Source organism: Bacillus sp. sid0103 (assembly GCF_019219025.1).
The window spans coordinates 74,291-93,668 of the sequence record NZ_JAHUWN010000021.1 but is presented as its reverse complement, the minus strand read 5'-3'; the positions used below and the strand labels follow the sequence as shown (position 1 = coordinate 93,668).

Genomic DNA, 19,378 nt, shown 5'->3' with positions numbered 1-19,378 from the left:
AGATAGGTATGGAAAAAGTAACAATGGCCGACGTAGCAAAAGCGGCAGGTGTATCGAAAAGTACCGTTTCTCAATACTTAAATAAACGGTTTGAATATATGGGGGAAAAAACGAAACATAAAATTGAAGAAGCCATTGAGGAGCTTGGCTACCAGCCAAATTTCATCGCAAGAAGTTTAAAGCAAAAGCGGACCTCGATGGTTGGAATCATTGTCGCGAATATTACCCATTATTTTTCAACGGAAATCAGCCGTGCCATTGAGGATTTTTGTCATAAGCATGATTTACATGCCATCGTTTGTAACGCCGATGATGATCCCGAAAAGGAAAAGAAATATATTGAAATGTTACGAGCAAAGCAAGTGGATGGTCTGATTATTTTTCCGACAGGGCAAAATAATGATTTATACAAACGTATGGTGAAGCAGGGCTATCCGGTTGTGTTTGTAGATCGAAAAGTTGAGAATCTCGATGTGTTTTCAATTATTACCGACAATACAGATTCTACATGCAAGGCAGTGCAACATTTCATTGAGCGGGACCACCAGAATATTGCTTTTGTGGTGCAACCGCTCAAGGTTAGTACCCGCATCGACCGATTAGCAGGGTATAAAAAGGCATTAATCGATGCTGACATAGAGATAAATCCTGCGTTTATTATCGAAGCAAGCATCCCCGAAATGAAAAGCAAACTTGAACAACTTTTTTCATTGAAGGTTAAGCCGACAGCACTCTTTGCTGCAAACGACCGTGTTTTACTGGCGGTTATGGAGTTTCTAAAGGAAAAGGGAATCAAGCTTGGGAATGACTTGGAATTGATTGTCTTTGATAATATCCCATTCGCTCATTTGCTGGATGCACCTATTTCCTTCATCATTCAGCCTGCAAAGGACATGGGGCAAAAGGCTGCCGAACTATTATTTGAACAGATTAACAAAGAACACATACGCCCTGAAGTGTTTGTTTTTCCAAGCAGGTTGATGTAAAAGATTCGTTAGTGCCTGACACCATGAGTCGTTCAGGCACATTTTGTTCATTGAAAAACGCTTACAAATGAAGTATAATTTTTTCATAAACCGATTTAGTAAATCGATTTATCAACCCAGACCCATTAAAAGGAGTTTGATTATGAACATTCAACTTGCTTTAGATCGAATGAACATAGCTGAAGCGATCGAATTAACTAAAAAAGTGGAGAATTCCATCGATTGGATTGAGGTTGGAACTTCGCTCATTAAAGAATTTGGTACAGCAAGTATTAAAGAGATAAAACAAGCATTTCCACATAAACAAATTGTTGCTGATATTAAAACGATCGATAATGCCCGCTATGAATTTGAACTGTGTTTTGAGGCGGGAGCAGATGTTGCGACCGTCATGGGAGTGTCTCCTTTAGTGACAATTGATACGTGTATGGAAGTAGCGAATCGTTATCAAAAAAAGGTCATGATTGATCTCTTAAATACTTCTGATGAACAAAAACAGGCATTACGAAAATACAGCGAGGCCATTTTTTGCGAGCATGTGAGTAAGGACCAACAAGAGGAACTAGGCAGTCAAAATCAAGGCACAAAGGCAAGTGATTTCTCAGCGTTTCAGGTGGCAGCAGCAGGAGGAATTAAGCTAGATTCGATTCATAATCTGATAGAGTCACTGAACCCGGAAGTGGTCATTATCGGTTCAGCGATTACGAAAGCGGAAAATCCTGCAGCAGCGGCGGCACAATTTAAACAAGTTATTTTACAAACGGAGGGGAAATAGAGCATGTCAGTTATTCCTACTATCTTAAAAGAAGTCGAAACAGTCCTTAGCCAAGTGGAAGAGGGCCAGCTTCAGGAGTTAGCGGTGCAATTGCAAACAGCGAAACGGATATTTGTGATTGGAGAAGGGCGTTCCGGGTTAATGGCCAAATCATTTGCGATGCGCTTAATGCATTTAGGAGCAACCGTATTTGTTGTAGGAGAGACCATCACACCCTCAATTGCAGAAGGTGACTTATTAGTGGCCATTTCCGGTTCAGGTACAACGAAAAACGTGGTTTGGACAGCTGAAAAAACGCAATCATTGGGCTGTTCGGTAATGGCTGTTACCACTAATCCAGAATCTCCATTAGCTGCAGCGGCAACACAGATTCTTCACGTACCAGCCGCCACAAAATATCGCCGTGAGAATGAGTTGAAAACAATCCAGCCGCTTGGTTCCTTATTCGACCAATGTGCCCATATTCTATTCGATACCTTATGTTTACTTTACAGCAAGCTCAACGAAGTCGATCACACACTAGCGTTCGGCCGACATAGCAATTTAGAATAGAAAGAGAATGGTGCCTGACACCAATTCGGAACCCCCCGAATTGGTGTCAGGCACTCTTTTTTTACAAGAGAATGAAAACAGGGAATTGAGGCAGTTTTCAAGAATATATAAATTGTACATGCATTTCTAATTGAGAGTTGGTGTGGATATGAGAGTAGAGGCTTTGACAGACCATAGAATTAAAGACTTTGTTGAGTATTGCCAGAAGCATCGAAATGAGGTCGATGACTCTTTTTTGTATGAAGAAGATTTGAAGGGATTTAAACCGAATGCTGAGAATCCGACGTATATTGTGACTGATCAACAAGGTAAAACCATCGCTGCGGCTTCGCTGATCATCGATGAATACAATCGACGTGGACAGAGGGCCCGCTTTCGAATTTTTCATTCCGAAAGTGAGGACGTCTCCATTTACAAGAAGCTGATGGCTTCCCTCTTAAAGCATACCGAGGGACTAAAGAAGGTTTACATTTTTATTCCGTTAAATAATTTACCTTTAATGGAGTTGATGGGGCAGTTAGATTTTTCCGTAGAGAGATATGCCTTTTTACTTGTTAGAGATGACAGTGATGTGCCTGAATGGAACGTGCCGCAAGATTATTGTATTCAAGCTTTTCGTACAGGGGAAGATGAGCCGATTTGGAGTGAAGTCCGTAATGCCGGGTTTGCGAAACTAAAGGGAAATGAAACACCGGTCACACCTGAAATGGTAGCAAAAATGGTTTCAGATAATGATTACCTAGAAGGCGGAATGAAAATTCTTTATCATCTCGGAAAGCCCATTGGAATCGTAAGGGGTGCTGACGACGAATTTGAAAATGCACCGATTATGAATATAGGCCCGCTTGCTGTCATCCCTGAATATCAAGGACTTGGACTAGGCAGAATTCTGTTAAGAGCCGCCCTCCAGTTTGCGAGAGAAAAAAACTACAAAAAAACCATCCTTTCGGTTAATGGAGAAAACGAGCGGGCACAGGCTTTATATATTAATGAAGGTTTTCGGCAAGTGGAAGGTGTAGCCTGCTATGAATATATTTTGAACGCCTAAAGTAAACCACTACCATCACCTAGACTAGAAACCCTCAGATGGTTTAGAATAACAGGGATGAATGGAGGAATGGATTATATGTCTACCTTACCAAATTGCCCTAAATGTAATTCAGAATACACATACGAGGATGGAAGTCTTTTTGTGTGCCCAGAATGTGCTCATGAATGGAATTTAGAATCAGAAGTGGAACAGGAAGAGCAAAAAGTTGTGAAAGATTCCAATGGAAATGTATTAACCGATGGAGACTCTATTACTGTCATCAAGGACTTAAAAGTAAAAGGGAGTTCTTCGGTTTTAAAAGCTGGAACCAAAGTTAAAAACATCCGTTTAGTGGATGGTGATCACAATATTGATTGCAAAATTGATGGTTTTGGCGCAATGAGCTTAAAATCAGAATTTGTTAAAAAGTTATAGTGTAAGAATGAAAGAAGCTAGGTAAAGGCCTAGTTCTTTTCGTGGTGAAAATTTCTAATTTCCAAGGGGGATGTCGTGTTGGAAAAGGTACTTATTCTTGGGGCAAGCGGACTTGTAGGAAGAGCGTTACTCGATGAATTTAAAGATGGATTTGATCTATACGGAACCTATTCCACTTCGTTAACCAGTCTCCCTGATGAGAAGCAGTTCCAATTGGAAGTTCAGCAAATAGACAAGTTGAAGGAAATGATCCAATCAATTAAACCTGACATTGTGATTTCTTGCCTAAGAGGAGATTTTGACCAACAGCTCAAGTTTCATAAAGAATTGGCATTGGAATTACAAAATACAAGCAGCCGGGTGTATTACTTTTCTACCACAAATGTATTTGACGGCGACTTTTCAATGCCCCACACAGAAACAGATATACCTATTGCTGAATCAGATTATGGGAAATTCAAAATTGCATGTGAAAATATACTTAAAGAAATTTTGGATGAACGAGTGATGGTTATCCGAATCCCTGCAATCTGGGGGAAGAATTCCCCCAGATTGCATTTAATAAAAGAAAGCATAAAAAATAATAAAACAATCGATGTCTATAACAATTTGGTCTGTAACAATCTTTTAGATGTTCAATTAGCAAAACAACTACACTTCATCATTGAAAATCAACTAAAAGGGATTATTCACTTAGGTTCGAAGGATACCATGACGCAAGGACGATTTTTTGAACAAATCATAAGTAAACTTACGAGTGATAAGAGCATATTAAGATACCAATCATACTTGGACAATGATGTCACTTATTTTTTTCAATTAACATCCAATCGCGATGATCTCCCATATTCTCTACAATGTACCAACGAGGATATTCTTGACTACCTAGTATAATAGATGATAAAGAGCTTGGATTACTCCAAGCTCTAATTTCATGAGCCTCTAGTTGACGCTAGAAATGTCCCATTTCTACATGATAGTTTTTCTCAGTCAGAACTTTATGCAATAGCTCAATATGATCGTGGTTTTTGGTCTCGACCGAAATCTCGATTTGGGCATAGCCAGGATAAATATCCTTACCAATCCGATGGAGATTAACCGTTTGAACGTTTGCATCTAATTCGGTAATGGAGCCTAAGACCCGTTGAAGCTCACCAGGTTTGTCTTTTAAGGTAATCATAAAATTAGCGTATCTGCCAGATTCAACCAAGCCCCGTTCAATAATTCTTGAGATAAAATTCATATCGACGTTCCCGCCGCTTAACACAGCCACCACTTTTTTCTCTTTTATATTCAATTTATCATAAAGCAAGGAAGCAAGTGAGACCGCACCCGAGCCCTCTACTAACAGCTTATTTCTTTCCAATAGCATAAGCATGGTCCTGGCAATTTCCATTTCATCGACACAAAATACATCATCCACGTATTTTTGAACAATTTCAAACGGTTTTAGTCCAGGTTTCTTAACAGCAATACCGTCAGCCATTGTCGGCGTTGACTCAACCATAACGGGTTTTTGTTCAAATAAGGACTGCTTCATACTCGGGCAGGCAAGTGCCTGAATACCGTAAACAGAAACATGAGGATTTTTTTCCTTTACTGCCATAGAAACACCAGCAATAAGTCCACCGCCGCCAATTGGGCAAATAACAGCTTCTACTTCAGGAAGTTGATCAAGAATTTCTAAACCGACCGTTCCTTGTCCGGTCATGATTGCTTCATCATCAAAAGCATGAATAAAGGTAGCATCCATTTGCTCCTTCAGTTTTAAAGCATAGGCGAGCGCATCATCAAAAACTGCCCCTTCTAAGACAACTTCGGCTCCATATTGCTTTGTAGCTAGAATCTTGCTAAGTGGCGCTCCTTTTGGCATGACAATGGTACAAGGAACACCAAGCATTTGGCTCGAATAAGCTACACCTTGAGCGTGGTTTCCCGCTGATGCGGCGACTACTCCCTTAGCCAGTTCTTCCTTTGACAGCGAGTTAAGCTTATTGAAAGAGCCCCTTACTTTAAAGGAGCCTGTCTTTTGGAGATTTTCAAGCTTTAAAAAGACATCATTATGAGCGAGCTGACTGAATGTTTTGGAGTAATCAAGGGGAGTGGTGTGGACAATTCCCTTCATCTTTTCTCGTGCTACGATGATATCATCAATATTCAAGTTATTTCCTCCTCCGTCCACTTAGTTCTTCTATTTAGGATGTGCTGGATAAAATAAACTATGTCTGATTTTCATTCAAATCCAATACTTCCTGCCTCTGCATGGTGAATATGATGTTGACATTGGTTGTGTAATTAATTATTATATGTTTAAACATTTAAACATTTAAACATTTAAATATTTAAACATTAGAGAACTTAAAAGTGTAATAAAATATGGGAGGAGAAAAAATTATGAAGAAGACAGCATTAATTACAGGTGCAACAAGCGGTTTAGGATATGAGTTTGTAAAACTTTTCGCTAATGATGGCTACAATCTTGTACTAGTTGCTAGAAACGAGAAAAAACTGGAGGAAATCCAGCAATCGTATATTAATATAGAAGTGACCATCATTCCTAAGGATTTGAGTGTCCATGGTGCTGCTAAGGAAGTTTTTGAGGAAATGGAAAGCAGAGGAATAGACATAGATGTGCTGGTGAATAATGCAGGTTTCGGGTTAATGGGTAAGTTTGATGAACTGGATATCCAAAAACAATTAAATATGATTCAATTAAACGTATCCGCACTGACTGAATTAACATATTACTGTTTACAAAAAATGAAACAAAGGAACAGCGGCAGAATTTTAAATGTTGCAAGTACCGCGGCATTTCAACCCGGTCCACTCATGGCTGTGTATTATGCAACAAAGGCATTTGTCCTTTCGTTTTCAGAAGCACTTGTTGAAGAGCTAGCTGGCAGTTCCATCACAGTAACAACGCTTTGTCCAGGTGCAACCAAAACTAATTTTGGTTCTGTTGCGAGTGTCGAGGGCACGAAAATGTTCAGTCGTGCGATGGCTTCTGATCTAGTAGCAAAAAGCGGTTATGAAGCATTGATGCGTGGGAAACGTGTAATTATTACAGGTGGATTAAATAAATCAGGTGCTCTTGCGGCAAAATTTATGCCACGAAGCGTTGCGGCTAAAATTGCAAAGTATGTTGCAGGGGAAAAGTGATTCCTTGCTGCACTTTGACCTAGAACAAGGAGGAATATTCTATATATGGCACAGCAAGCTATTGATGTATTTAGGGCATGTATTCCGTTATTTAACGCTTTAAGTGATCCAGCAAGGCAGGATATTATCCTTTTGCTGGCAGAACATGAGCGGTTAAGTGTTAATGAAATTGCCGAACAGTCGAATCTGTCGCGCCCGGCAATTTCCCATCATTTAAAAATTATGCGCGACAACCATCTTGTGGAAATTGAACAAAAAGGTACACAGCGCTATTATTCACTTTCTTTAGATCAAAGTGTAAAGCAATTGAAGCAGCTGATAGATATTGTTGAGAATGAGTGTATTCTTTAGCTCATTCTTTTCTTCATTATTTTCATAATCACTGCCCCAGTTCGTTTTATTTCTACCTTAATATTTGGTTTGAACTTTAATGTGAGATTCACGAAAAAAGTATAGTCTTCTCCGCGGAGAAGGCTATTTTTCAAAGAAAATTGCTCAAATCCAGTTATATCAGCTAGTAGTTTTCAGAATATATGTCTAACTATTTGATAAATTGTCCAAAAGTGGCGTCTGGCACTTTTAATAGGAAATCCGAAAACGGGGATGTTACTAGGGGGATTAGTTTTTTAAGGTAAAAATAAACGAATTAATAGCGGTTCTATAAATATTCATTCACTCTAAAAAAGAATTTTTAAAAGCTAACAAGTAAAAGATAAAAATAATGAATATAGGTTTGAAAGGGGTGTGAATATGCCTGCCTATTATGAAGTAATTCTTAGGTCAATCACTTCCTTTGGTCTTTTACTTATCGGGGCGCGGATATTAGGCAAACAAACTATCTCTAAAATGACTATATTTGATTTTATTGCTTCCATTACAATGGGTGCAATTGCAGCAAACTTAGCCTTTAATACTTCTATAGAATTTCATCTTTCTCTCCTTTCATTTAGTATATTTGTTGCTGTAGTATTCTTGACTGCGGTTATTTCATTAAAAAGTAAACGAGGTAGAAAATTTTTTGCCGGAGATCCAACCATCGTTTTACAAAATGGAAAAATATTAGAAAATAACATGAGGAAGATGCGCTATACTTTAGATTATTTAAACCAACAATTAAGAGAAAAAGATATATTTAATATTGAAGAGGTTCTATATGCAATTATAGAGACAAATGGAACATTAACCGTATTAAAGAAGCCACAATATAGGTACGTTACAAGACAAGATTTAATGATTCCAGAAATGCAAGAACAAAGGCTAGCTATTGAACTAATAATGGATGGAGAAGTGATGGAGCAAAATCTAAAACAAAATAATCTTTCACATAAATGGTTGCAATTAGAATTAGATAAACGTAAATTAAGCAAAAAAGAGGTAGTTTATGCTGTTCTGGCTGCTAATGGTAATATTTATGTTGATACATACAAGGATCATATTATTTCACCCATTGATAAAGAATAGGCACCAAGCCCATTAACTTGTTATTTCAAATTTATATACTTATACTCACAAAAAAGTGCCAAGCACCGCAGATGGACATTTATCCATACGTGGTGCCTGACACTTTTTTCCTTAGGTGTTGTTTTCCTTGCGAAAAAGTCATAATTAGAGAAAAATATCAAAAAAGGAAATTAATCAGGAAGGAAAACCGGAGATTATTATACCGAATTAGGTGGATGATTTTTGTAATCCAATAAAGAGGCGGCAGGGACATGGTTCTTGCCGCCTTATCAAATATTCCTTTAATGGGAATGCAAACTACTCTCTTCCATCCAATAAGCTTCTCTTATATTAATCTGTTTACGAATTTTTCGGGTGACATCAATTGTAATTTCTCCTTCTTCGTACAGGTTCTGAATTTCATCCCGTTCTGCTTGGAAAGCTTTTACTTGCAGTTCTCTTTGTAGTTGGATGTGATGAATAGAATCCGCACCCTTTTTCATATGCTTAAATTTTACGATCATTTCACTATATTCGCCGATAATACTCAAATAAATATTTTCATTCTCCGTACTCATATGGTTTTTTAAATAGCTAATCGCTGCTTTGGCCATGTTAACTTTTAGTTGAATGACCTGCTTCGTTTTTGCTTGGCGAATTTCCAGACGTTTTTGTTTATTCGGTAAAAAAAGCAGTAAAAGGTGGTACGCACCTCTTTTAACCAAAGTCCAAAAGAATAATCTTCTATAGGTCATCCGGTTGGTTACGGCGAGCCTCATTCGTTGGATATGTTCTTCAGATAAATACGTTGTTTCCCGGTCAATCCTTCCTGCTTTTACCAATCTTTGAATATAGCTTGCTTCTGCATCAAGAGCCTTCATCCGGATTTCAGTTTCAACTAATTTCAGCAGCTTGGATTTTTTATCACTAACCGTGTTAAAGCGATTACGAATTTGATTATAGGATGCAATAACAGAGACAGCGGCTCCGCGATTTTCATCATCCATCAATTCACGAATGGAATGAATGGCGGAGTCAATCGTTCGGATTATAGCAATCCTTTCCATTTTTTCCTCACAGAGGTCCTCCGTGTTTCCTTTTTCTGTCCTTGCAAGAATCGGTAAAAAGATGCTTGCTGCTAAAAGTGTGACCAAGATAACCCCTGCCGCAATAAAAATGATTAATGAGCGCTGAGGAAAGGGACTTCCATCTGCCAGTACATATGGTATCGTAAAAGCACCTGCAAGTGTGACAGCTCCTCTAACGCCGGAAATCGTAATGATCCCAATTGCTCTCATGGAAGGCATTTGGATTTGCTTTTTCAGCCATCCCCACTGCCAGGCAGCCCCAATCCACAAGAATCGAAGTAAGAAAAGTGCAGCAGTTATAATGAAAATATACTTGCTTACTTCCCAATTATTAAACACCGGGTCTTTGAAGATTTCACTGATAACACTTGGGATTTGCAAGCCTAATAGAACAAACACCAATCCGTTCAAAATATAGATAAGTACCGTCCACGTACTTTGGGAAACCAATTGCAATTTCATCGCAGGGGACTGATCACGATCACGATAGATTGTATGAACAATGCCTGCTGCAACCACAGATAAAATGCCAGAGAGATGAAAGTGCTCAACCAGGTAAAAAATCACGAATGGGGTGAGTAGTTGAATGAGCATGTGAATCGTTACATCTTCCATCCCCAGCCGTCGAATAAAGATTTTCAGTTGAATGATTAGAATAGAAAGAAGCGCTCCGCCAGCCAAACCTCCAATGGCAATTACTAAGAAACTCCCGCTTGCCTGAGCCAATGAAAAAACGCCCGTTACCGTTGCGGCCACCGCAAATTTAAATGCAACTAAACCAGAGGCATCATTCATGAGCCCTTCACCTTCAAGGACATGCATAATGGTTTGCGGTATCTTCACCCGGCTAGAAATCGCACTCACAGCTACGACATCGGTAGGAGAAAGAATCGCGGCCAGAGCAAAAGCGGCCGGCAATGGAATTGACGGAATCATCCAATAAATTAAGTATCCAATCACAAATACAGTAACAAATACTAGACCGAGGGCTAGCAAGAGGATTGGTTTTCGTAGTTTCCATAACGCATGGCGTGAAACATTTTTTCCATCATGAAAAAGTAGTGGGGCGATAAACAACACGAAGAACAATTCTGGCTCCATAGGGATATGAATCCCTAACGGCAGGGATGCAAGAATTACCCCGAGCGCAATTTGAACCAGCGGTACTGGGACGTATGGCAAAAAGTGATGGATGAAACTAGATAACCCAATGACAGCAAGTAATAAAAGTGTAAGTAGAAAAAATTCCATAGCACGTCTCCTCTCATAATTATTTTGTGTAATAATGAAACTTTTTTATGAGGGAATCGGATATTTTATTTAATTTTTATAAGATTTTGGTAAATTTTGTTAGATACTTCATAAGTGCTACTAGTGAAGGACAAATCACATGAACCTGCGTCGACTTTTGTCCTTCATACCGCTCATGAAGGACAAATCACATGAACCTGCGTCGACTTTTGTCCTTCATACCGCTCATGAAGGACAAATCAGAGGATCCTGCGGAGACTTTTGTCCCTCATACCGCTCATGAAGGACAAATCACATGAACCTGCGGCGACTTATGTCCTTCATACCGCTCATGAAGGACAAATCAGAGGATCCTGCGTCGACTTTTGTCCTTCATACCGCTCATGAAGGACAAATCACATGAACCTGCGTCGACTTTTGTCCTTCATACCGCTCATGAAGGACAAATCACATGAACCTGCGTCGACTTTTGTCCTTCATACCGCTCATGAAGGACAAATCAGAGGATCCTGCGTCGACTTTTGTCCCTCATACCGCTCATGAAGGACAAATCCCATGAACCTGCGGCGACTTATGTCCTTCATACCGCTCATGAAGGACAAATCCCATGAACCTGCGGCGACATTTGTCCTTCATACCGAACGATTAATGGTCGATAACAAATTCTCCTGGAAAAAAGCAACAATTTCTCAGACAACAGCAAAATAAAAAAACGAACAGTGAAACCACTGTTCGCGAATATTTTTAAACCTGTAGTGGATGTTCTTTTTTTATAGTGATATATTTTTTTCCTCTTTGGGGACAAAATGCATCAGCCAGTAACAAATGCCAAGTCAACTGTTTCTCCTTTTTGCCAATTAAACCATTTATGATAAGGCCTGGCATAAATAAATTGCTTGAAAAATCTTTCAGGTAAAAAGTACGCTTCGTATCGAAATCCGTAACGATGATGTTATCTTCAATCATACTTGTTACTTCGAATACACTACTTACTTTCTCAGTACAGAGGTTAAAGCTTTGATTTGTTTTTTCTAAATCTTGAAAAGGATCCCAATCCTTATGATGCATGCGGGGATAGTCTCTTAACATGAAGGCATTAAATAGTTTTTCACAGATATTTAGGTCAGGAGATGCTTCGTCTGTATATGTCTTAATAACTGAATACCAAGAGGTACCCACTCGTTTATCAAGCCAGCGGACAAACTTTCTTAACTGAAAGAGGAAGGATTCCACTTCTTTTTGATCTTTTGATACATCCAAATTGTGAGGATAAAAAGTAAAAATGAGTTCTTCCCAAAATGAGGGCTGGCAGTCTTTCCATGATGGAGGGCAGTTATCTTCTAAACGAGTCGTCATGAATTTTGAGAGGATGCGGAGAAATTCGTTGCGCTGAGTATCAGAGGGTTTTTCTTGTTTATAGGCAATTAAATCTTTTCCATAGTATTCAAACAGGCCACGATGTCTCATCTCAAATTCAGAACTAATGGCTAGATTCATAAGAAATTCTTTGCGTTCTTTGGGATTCGCAAAGGGATGCATAAATACTCTCATTTGACTATTTTCGGCGACAATTGTCTTTTTGTTGCGGCGGTTTTTCATCGAACAAATCAACCTGCTTTCGTATTTTTATATGTTGGGGTTAAACCATGGAGAGGAGGCATAGGTGAGGGAATAAGAGTGTCTACTCGTAGTATAACGTTTAATCGAAGTGAAAAATAAAAGACTATTGAAAGTTTTGTGAATTCAGCAAAAAATGACAAAAGCAACCGAAGGAAAACGAGAAAAAAGGCGAACAGTGACTGACACTGTTCGCCTAAACGAAACGGACGCTTCCGCTTTAAACTTCCACCTTAGCAACCTTTACTGTCCAGTTAAATGGGTCTTCTTTTTTGCCAAGTTGAATTCCGGTCATTTCATCATAAATGCGTTGAGAGAGTTCGCCGATTTTTCGGTCATTGATCACAATGGCTTGCTCATTCCAATTTAATTCGCCAACAGGGGAAATGACGGCGGCTGTTCCTGCACCAAAGACTTCTTCAAGTTCTCCACGTTGATGAGCTGCAAATACCTCTTCAATTGAGATTTTTTCTTCGCGTACAGGGATTTTCCAATACTTTAATAGTTCAAGGACGGAATCTCGTGTAACGCCAGGTAAAATGCTGCCATTTAATCTCGGTGTGACTACTTCACCATTAATTTTGAAGAAGATATTCATGCTGCCGACTTCTTCAACATATTTATTCTCTTTTGCATCGAGCCAGAGGATTTGGGCAAAACCATTTTCCTCGGCCTTTTCTTGTGCCTTCAGACTAGCAGCATAATTTCCGGCAGTCTTCACATGGCCAACTCCACCAATCACAGCCCGGACATAGTGTTCTTCCACATATATTTTCACCGGACTTAATTGATCCCCATAATAAGCTCCTGATGGAGAGAGGATAACAAGCAATTTATATTGTTTTGCTGGCCGGACGCCAAGATAGGGTTCGGTTGAGAAAATGAACGGACGAATGTATAAAGAAGTTCCTTCACCCTCAGGAATCCAATCTTTTTCGGTTATAATTAATTGTTTAATGGCTTTTAATAAAAAATCCTCATCAATTTGCGGAATACAGAGGCGATCGCAGGATTCATTCAAACGTCTCATGTTTTTTTCTGGACGGAAGAGCTGGATATCTCCATCCGCTGTCTTATAGGCTTTCATTCCCTCAAAGATGGCTTGTCCATAGTGAAAGACCATCGCGGACGGTTCGAGAGTTAAGGGTTCGTAAGGAGTAATCCGTGGATCACACCAGCCGACTTCATGATGATAATCCATGACAAACATATAATCGCTAAAATACTTCCCAAAACCAAGTGAAGCAAAATCAGGTTTTTCCTTTAAAACTTCCCTTTGAATAAATCCAATTTCTTGTTTCATGGTTACACCTCTTGTCGATTCTCTACTTTATCTTTTTTGAAAAAGTAGGCTTTGTCTGAGCGGAAATACTAAAATTTTAAATTAACTGTATTATCTAACTATACCACTTAAGTAGGACTCACTTCCATTCTCTAGTTTTCTAAAGTTCGTCAAATTGCTTAGAAAATGAGAAGGGGGGCATTTATGTTGTCAGGGTGCAAACATAATTATTTAAAAAAGTACAGAAACTAGAAGTTAATACCTAGACGAGAAAGAATAAAGGGAGATACACAGATGTCATTGGTGGTTTTTTCGGCCGCCTATATTCCACTCATCATATGTCAGTGAAAATTGGACTGTGCCTTTTTACGAGTGTGGGACTTCATTTCATAGGAGTAGAGATTCTTAGCCTCAAGGTTCATGTTTTTACTTACAAGGAATGGAAGTATTCTTATTCCTTCCCGATTTATCTCATGACCCTAAGTATGTATCTGCTTGTCTTTCTTTATTTAAAAGGCTCTTTTGAAAAATTGAAAGGTAAGGCAATCAAATTTGCTTGGAACGTTGCTGAAGAATTATGTAGAAAAAAATAAGTCATAAACAGTGTAGGTTGTGGAGGTTAATCAAGTGGTAGATGTTTTTACAGACATAATAATCGATCGCCCTGTTGCAGAGGTTTCTACCTATGCAGCCAATCCGGACAACGCGCCTGAATGGTATGTAAATATTCAATCGGCCGAATGGCAAACGGAAAAACCATTGAAGCTGGGTTCAAAAGTGGCCTTTAAAGCACAATTTCTAGGGAGAGAGCTTGCTTATACCTATGAAGTTATAGAGTTTACGCCAGAAAAGAAGCTGGTGATGAAAACCGCACAGGGACCGTTTCCGATGGAGACGATCTATACTTGGGAGCAATTAGCAGGCAATCACACCCGGATGACCTTAAGGAATAAAGGAAATCCGACTGGTTTTTCAAAAGTTCTTGCCCCGTTTATGGCACCAATGATGAAACGAGCAAACATAAACGATTTAAAACATATAAAGGAAATTCTTGAATCCGGAAGGTAACTGGGAGACCAAAAAAAACGCCGCAAATGGGCGTCTAAAAGTAATCATGATTGTTGATTATTTTCTGTAACATTAGTAAACGCGTTAGGGTCGACCGTGTTGGCTCCGTAATCAGGAACATTGCTCGCATGCTCTATGTGATACTGAGTTCCGGAACCTTGCTGATTAGGATTCGTTTTTCCTTTTTGCTGGTTGTTTTGTTGATTTGGCATATACTCACCCCCCTAAACCTAAAGAGTAGTATACGTAGTATTGAGAGAATTATTCTGCGATTCAACAAAGGAGTGAGGCAATCTGCCTTCACCTCCTGTTTAGCTTAATAAAAAAACAAAAGGGACATTTCAGGATAAAAGAATTGTCTCTTTTGTTTACTTGTCTAACTGTAATTAGGTTGGTAAAGGGGCAGCTCAATCGTAAATTCTGTGCCATTTTCATGACTGCTGGCAAGGATCGTTCCTCGATGATTTTCCACAATCTTTCGAGATACAGATAATCCTAGACCAGTTCCAGTGTCTTTAGTCGAAAAGAACGGATCAAAAATATGCGTCAGGATAGAAGGGTCAATCCCTCTTCCGTTATCTCGAAAGATAAATTGAACATCACTGTTAACTAACCGTGTGTTTAGGTTAATTTTTAACGGATGATTCCTTTTCGCCTGCAGTGAATTCTGATAAAAATTAATAAAAACCTGCAATAATTCTGCTCGGTTACATAGGATGGAAAGTTGTTTTGTGTCCGGGTGAATATCGATATACAAATCTACATTGTGTAGTAATGATTCACTTTTTAGAAATTCCCCGAGGTAATCCAGTAAAAACTTCTGAATTTGGATCACTTTAAACTCATTATCTGAAGGCTTAGTGATCCTTAAAAAATCAGAGATAATGTTATTTGCCCGATCGATTTCTGGTATTAACAAACTAGAAAAGATGTGTGAGATATTATCATCTACATCATTTGCTAGGAATTGTAAATATCCTCTTACGGTAGTTAATGGATTTCTAATTTCATGGGCGATTCCTGCTGCAATTTGACCGGCCAGGGCTTTTTTTTCTGACTCTTTAATTTTTTCATCAACTAAATACCTGTCGGTTATATCTCTGAATTGACCAAATGCACCAACCACTTTTTCCTCTTCATAGATTGGCTGGGCGTCAAAAAGACATACAATTAAGTTCCCATTTTTATTTGTAAATTTAAGTTCGACATTCTCCAGTCTCTTTTCATCCTCTATTACCCGTTTAAAATAATCTCCAATCAATCGTGAGTGATAGATGGTCTTCCCGATCTCATCACTTCTCCTTGCGTTGAAAATTTGCTCAGCAAAATCATTAAACTCGTGGATCATCCCTTTTTCATCCGTTATGACGATTCCATTTTTTGATCTGCTTATCATGATTTGATTCAAAATATTAAGTTTCCTATTTTGTTTTCTTAGCAGCAGTTCTCTCTCAATAGAATCTACTACTTGAGATAACATCGTTAATAATAACGGATTCTGAAAATAGACTGGCATCATGATCGAAACACTGCCCAGCAAATTATTATCATCTCTATAATGAAACGGAGCGCCGTAACAAGCGATCTCATAGAGGAACTTATGATAATGGTCTTTGCCTATTAATTGGACCGGGTGTCCTTGCTGTAAAGCTAAGCTTATGACATTTGTTCCCGTATCTTCTTGTGAAAAAAGGCTGCCTAATGTAATCCCGAATTTTTCTACCGTAGATTTGATGGTATCGTCTCCAACTATATCTAATAAGTATCCGTTTGAGTCCGAGACGCAGATCAAAATCGGCGTTCCTTTTAAAGAATCCAATAGTTTAGTTGAGAAATAACTGACAACAGATAAAATTTCACAATAAGCCTTTCTTTTCAAATCTAGTTCAATTTTGGTCATAAATCTTTTTGGTTTGGCGATCACATCTGGATCCATGCCGCTATATTTGCACATTTTCTTTGATTGAATTATATAGTATGGTTCTTCTTCACTCATCGTTTTGCCACCTCTAAGTTTGTGAAAATAAAACATTAGTAAGTTAATAATAATTTAAAGAATGTTCTTTAGGCTATAATAAAACCACTATTTAGTAAAAATTAAAAAATTTGTAACCGGGATGTGACCAACTTTGTGAAGAATAGTAGGTCTGACACCTACCCTACTATAATGAAAGACAGAGGGCGAAATGCTCTCTGTCTTTTCGAATTCAATGTTAAATAGAAAAGAGTTAATCAGTTTAGTTTGATATTGAAGTACGGCCATTTTTTATCCTCCTTTATTTGATAGAGGAATGGTTATTTGTTAAGCTTCGTAACACTTTTTTGTATTGTTTTAACGAGCTTACCTTTCCTATATAACTGCTCTTGCTTTTAAAATCAGAGGAAATAAACATGATAGCAAGGGAAGGGAAAAATTTTTTAGTTCGAAAACGAAGATCCTTCCAATAAACCAAATAGCCGTTTTTTCTCACATCAACAAAAGGATAAGCGAACGTTGTACCGGCAAGAAAGTCTGAAACAGTCTGGTCTGTTGTACTATCCGAAACCAATTCCGGAAAGTCGATTTTTTTGGCAAGAATATGTTCTATATAGAGACTATTATTAAAATAAACGCCAAATAAGAAATCCTCACTCGTCTCAATAATAATATCCCATTTAAAAAGAGCGGTACACGGGATTAGTTTTACACTGTCAGCATTAATAAAATGGTGCTGTAGATACTTTTTTGTTTTGATTGCTGACAGAGTTCGAACTGTAAGGTACAGAAATACGAAAAAATAAATGATTAAAAAGGTGATCCCTGCTTGGTAGAATAAGAGTAAAGCAAATCCTAGAAAATGGAGCATCAAAATGTAAGGATCCAATAATGGGATTGCGTCAAAGGCGATCCATTTTCGAGAAAAAGGAAGCAGGATTTGTGTTCCATGGACATTGAATAAATCAAAAAGGACATGAAGAATCACTGCTAAAAACGTCCATAAAAATAGATGAAAAAAGGGTAACCCGAAGAAGAATGGATATATCAAGCTTGAAACCAGGATGCCCCATAAAGGAAGAAGAGGAAGTGAATGGGATAGGCCTCTGTGATTTCGAAAATAGCTGCCCTTTCCTTTCAATCGATAGATGAAGTCAAAATCAGGTGCATTTGAGCCCATAACCGCACCTAATATGACCGCCTGTGAAAGAGTCTGATTAGCTGATACAGCAGGATCGATTTGAGCAAGAGCACCAATGCCTAACCCTATGATAATATGCGAAAAAGTATCCACTTCATCACTACTCCTTCCTTATAATAAATTGGTGAAAAATCGGACAATCAATCATGCATATTTTTGTTTCTTTGGTTCATCGATAACAGCTTGATAATTCATAAGTAAATGGGCAAAGATTTTATCCCAACTTTGTGTTAGGGCATAATTTCTACCTTCTATCCCCAATTGCATTCGCAGGCTTTCATTTTCTAATAGTTTCAAGATAGCGTTCACAAACTCCGTTACATTGCCCGTTTCACACAAAAAACCTGTTACCCCTGCCTTATTAATATTTTTTACGCCTCCAGAATCGGCGGTAATCGCGGGTGTACCACTTGCAAGTGCTTCAATCACAACATTTCCAAAGGTTTCAGTAGGAGATGGGAAAACAAATAAGTCTGATGCGGAGTAGATTTCAGCTAATTGTCCTCCTGTTAAGTATCCTGTAAAGGTCATGGATGCAGGTGCTTCGAGTTGCAATTCTTCTCTTTGTGGGCCGTCTCCGATAACAAACCATTGAACTTGCTCGTTGATCTCAGCGGGCAGTGCTTTAGCCACAGCTAGAAGCGTCTTTACATCCTTTTCTGGCGCTAACCTGCCTACAAAGGTTAGAAGGTATTTTTTGGATATCCCCCATTCCTCTCGAATAGCTTGTTTTTCATAAAAAGGATGAAAAAGCTGGCAGTCGACTCCACCTGGCCAAACTTCTAAATTGGTAAATCCATGGCATTTAAGTTGAGTTAACGTTTCATTAGAAGGAACAAATAATTTTTTAAAAGGTTTATGGAACCAATTCATATATTTCCAAAGGATTTTTGAAAAAAATTGAAGGTCATAAAATTGCAAGTATTGGTCAAAATCCGTGTGATAGGAGCCTACTAATGGAATAGTTAGTTTTTTTGCAAGGTAAACACCACAAAGTCCCATGTTAAATGGTGTAGCGACATGGATGATGTCTGGGGAGAATTCTTCTAATTCTGATTTAATACGAGAAAGATTGGGAAAAGCCAGGCGACACTCAGGATATAAGAAAAAAGAGAGACTTTTAATGCGACGAACGTGAGAAGACGCATATTCCTTTGAAATCGAATCAGGTGCAAAGACTTTGTAGGAGATGTTTTGATTATCCAAGTAATGAATAAAATGTTTAAGCGTGCGAGCAACACCATTGATATCCGGATCGTACGTATCAGTGAAAATGGCGATCCTCATAACATTCCCTCTATGACCAATTCTGAATATACGTAATGGGGATACATTCGATACATAAACGTCATCCTCATCTACTCCCTCCAAAAATACATTCTCCTTTCATTGTATTAGATATAGAGTTCTATACTTCTAGAGGTACTGTTAAAAAAATGTAAAGATTTTGTATAGCTAAAAGACTAAGGTGATTATTAAGAATTTTTAGGATTTTTGTAAAACTATTGTATGACCTGAT

General features: G+C 38.4%; 19 protein-coding genes. 11 read left to right on the top strand and 8 right to left on the bottom strand.

Annotated features, from left to right (window positions below; translation table 11 throughout):
- Positions 1-8 precede the first annotated feature (8 nt).
- From KW850_RS21735 to KW850_RS21710, 6 genes are all read left to right on the top strand, one after another.
- Entirely contained in the window at positions 9-986 is a 978-nt protein-coding gene (locus KW850_RS21735) for a LacI family DNA-binding transcriptional regulator (RefSeq protein ID WP_218349857.1), read from the top strand.
- Between the two features lie 142 nt (positions 987-1,128).
- A complete protein-coding gene (gene hxlA, locus KW850_RS21730; RefSeq protein ID WP_218349856.1) occupies positions 1,129-1,761 on the top strand; it encodes a 3-hexulose-6-phosphate synthase in 633 nt (210 codons plus the stop codon).
- Positions 1,762-1,764: 3 nt separating this feature from the next.
- The gene (gene hxlB / locus KW850_RS21725; RefSeq protein ID WP_218349855.1) at positions 1,765-2,313 is read left to right on the top strand and encodes a 6-phospho-3-hexuloisomerase; all 549 of its coding nucleotides are present in this window, start codon (positions 1,765-1,767) and stop codon (positions 2,311-2,313) included.
- A gap of 163 nt (positions 2,314-2,476) precedes the next feature.
- Positions 2,477-3,361 (top strand): GNAT family N-acetyltransferase, encoded by an 885-nt coding sequence (locus KW850_RS21720; RefSeq protein ID WP_218349854.1) that lies wholly within the window; start codon positions 2,477-2,479, stop codon positions 3,359-3,361.
- Between the two features lie 78 nt (positions 3,362-3,439).
- Positions 3,440-3,778, top strand: coding sequence for a zinc ribbon domain-containing protein YjdM (locus tag KW850_RS21715; protein WP_218349853.1), 339 nt, complete (start codon positions 3,440-3,442; stop codon positions 3,776-3,778).
- Positions 3,779-3,853: 75 nt separating this feature from the next.
- Positions 3,854-4,672 (top strand): sugar nucleotide-binding protein, encoded by an 819-nt coding sequence (locus KW850_RS21710; protein ID WP_218349852.1) that lies wholly within the window; start codon positions 3,854-3,856, stop codon positions 4,670-4,672.
- A gap of 58 nt (positions 4,673-4,730) precedes the next feature.
- On the opposite strand, the gene ilvA is transcribed toward KW850_RS21710, so the two are convergent.
- On the bottom strand, positions 4,731-5,903 hold the full coding sequence (gene ilvA, locus KW850_RS21705) for a threonine ammonia-lyase (protein ID WP_218349881.1): 1,173 nt from the start codon (positions 5,901-5,903) through the stop codon (positions 4,731-4,733).
- Positions 5,904-6,172: 269 nt separating this feature from the next.
- On the opposite strand from ilvA, the gene KW850_RS21700 reads away from it, so the two are divergent.
- From KW850_RS21700 to KW850_RS21690, 3 genes are all read left to right on the top strand, one after another.
- Entirely contained in the window at positions 6,173-6,937 is a 765-nt protein-coding gene (locus KW850_RS21700; RefSeq protein WP_218349851.1) for an SDR family NAD(P)-dependent oxidoreductase, read from the top strand.
- Positions 6,938-6,982: 45 nt separating this feature from the next.
- The gene (locus tag KW850_RS21695; RefSeq protein ID WP_218349850.1) at positions 6,983-7,288 is read left to right on the top strand and encodes an ArsR/SmtB family transcription factor; all 306 of its coding nucleotides are present in this window, start codon (positions 6,983-6,985) and stop codon (positions 7,286-7,288) included.
- Between the two features lie 399 nt (positions 7,289-7,687).
- A complete protein-coding gene (locus tag KW850_RS21690) occupies positions 7,688-8,398 on the top strand; it encodes a DUF421 domain-containing protein (RefSeq protein WP_218349849.1) in 711 nt (236 codons plus the stop codon).
- A gap of 281 nt (positions 8,399-8,679) precedes the next feature.
- Here the strand turns inward: KW850_RS21690 and KW850_RS21685 are convergent, their stop codons facing one another.
- Complete coding sequence (locus KW850_RS21685) at positions 8,680-10,716, bottom strand: Na+/H+ antiporter (protein ID WP_218349848.1); 2,037 nt, start codon at positions 10,714-10,716, stop codon at positions 8,680-8,682.
- A 555-nt stretch (positions 10,717-11,271) separates the two neighbouring features.
- Between KW850_RS21685 and KW850_RS21680 the strand changes: the two genes are divergently transcribed.
- Complete coding sequence (locus tag KW850_RS21680; RefSeq protein WP_218349847.1) at positions 11,272-11,424, top strand: hypothetical protein; 153 nt, start codon at positions 11,272-11,274, stop codon at positions 11,422-11,424.
- Between the two features lie 36 nt (positions 11,425-11,460).
- Here the strand turns inward: KW850_RS21680 and KW850_RS21675 are convergent, their stop codons facing one another.
- Positions 11,461-12,315, bottom strand: coding sequence for a hypothetical protein (locus KW850_RS21675; RefSeq protein ID WP_218349846.1), 855 nt, complete (start codon positions 12,313-12,315; stop codon positions 11,461-11,463).
- Between the two features lie 238 nt (positions 12,316-12,553).
- Positions 12,554-13,636 carry a branched-chain amino acid aminotransferase gene (locus tag KW850_RS21670; RefSeq protein ID WP_218349845.1) on the bottom strand — a complete coding sequence of 361 codons (1,083 nt, stop codon included), beginning with the start codon at positions 13,634-13,636 and terminating at the stop codon, positions 12,554-12,556.
- A gap of 606 nt (positions 13,637-14,242) precedes the next feature.
- Here KW850_RS21670 and KW850_RS21665 point away from each other — a divergent pair.
- Positions 14,243-14,683 carry an SRPBCC family protein gene (locus KW850_RS21665; RefSeq protein ID WP_218349844.1) on the top strand — a complete coding sequence of 147 codons (441 nt, stop codon included), beginning with the start codon at positions 14,243-14,245 and terminating at the stop codon, positions 14,681-14,683.
- Positions 14,684-14,727: 44 nt separating this feature from the next.
- Here KW850_RS21665 and KW850_RS21660 read toward each other — a convergent pair whose 3' ends face one another.
- The 4 genes from KW850_RS21660 to KW850_RS21645 all read right to left on the bottom strand — a co-directional run bounded on the left by KW850_RS21660 (position 14,728) and on the right by KW850_RS21645 (position 19,146).
- Positions 14,728-14,895, bottom strand: a complete 168-nt coding sequence (locus tag KW850_RS21660) for a hypothetical protein (RefSeq protein WP_218349843.1) — start codon at positions 14,893-14,895, stop codon at positions 14,728-14,730.
- 164 nt (positions 14,896-15,059) lie between these two features.
- Positions 15,060-16,679: an ATP-binding protein gene (locus KW850_RS21655; protein ID WP_218349842.1), complete on the bottom strand. Its 1,620-nt coding sequence runs from the start codon at positions 16,677-16,679 to the stop codon at positions 15,060-15,062.
- 280 nt (positions 16,680-16,959) lie between these two features.
- Positions 16,960-17,952, bottom strand: coding sequence for a metal-dependent hydrolase (locus tag KW850_RS21650; protein WP_218349841.1), 993 nt, complete (start codon positions 17,950-17,952; stop codon positions 16,960-16,962).
- Between the two features lie 51 nt (positions 17,953-18,003).
- On the bottom strand, positions 18,004-19,146 hold the full coding sequence (locus KW850_RS21645) for a glycosyltransferase family 4 protein (RefSeq protein ID WP_218349880.1): 1,143 nt from the start codon (positions 19,144-19,146) through the stop codon (positions 18,004-18,006).
- Between the last annotated feature and the right edge of the window lie 232 nt (positions 19,147-19,378).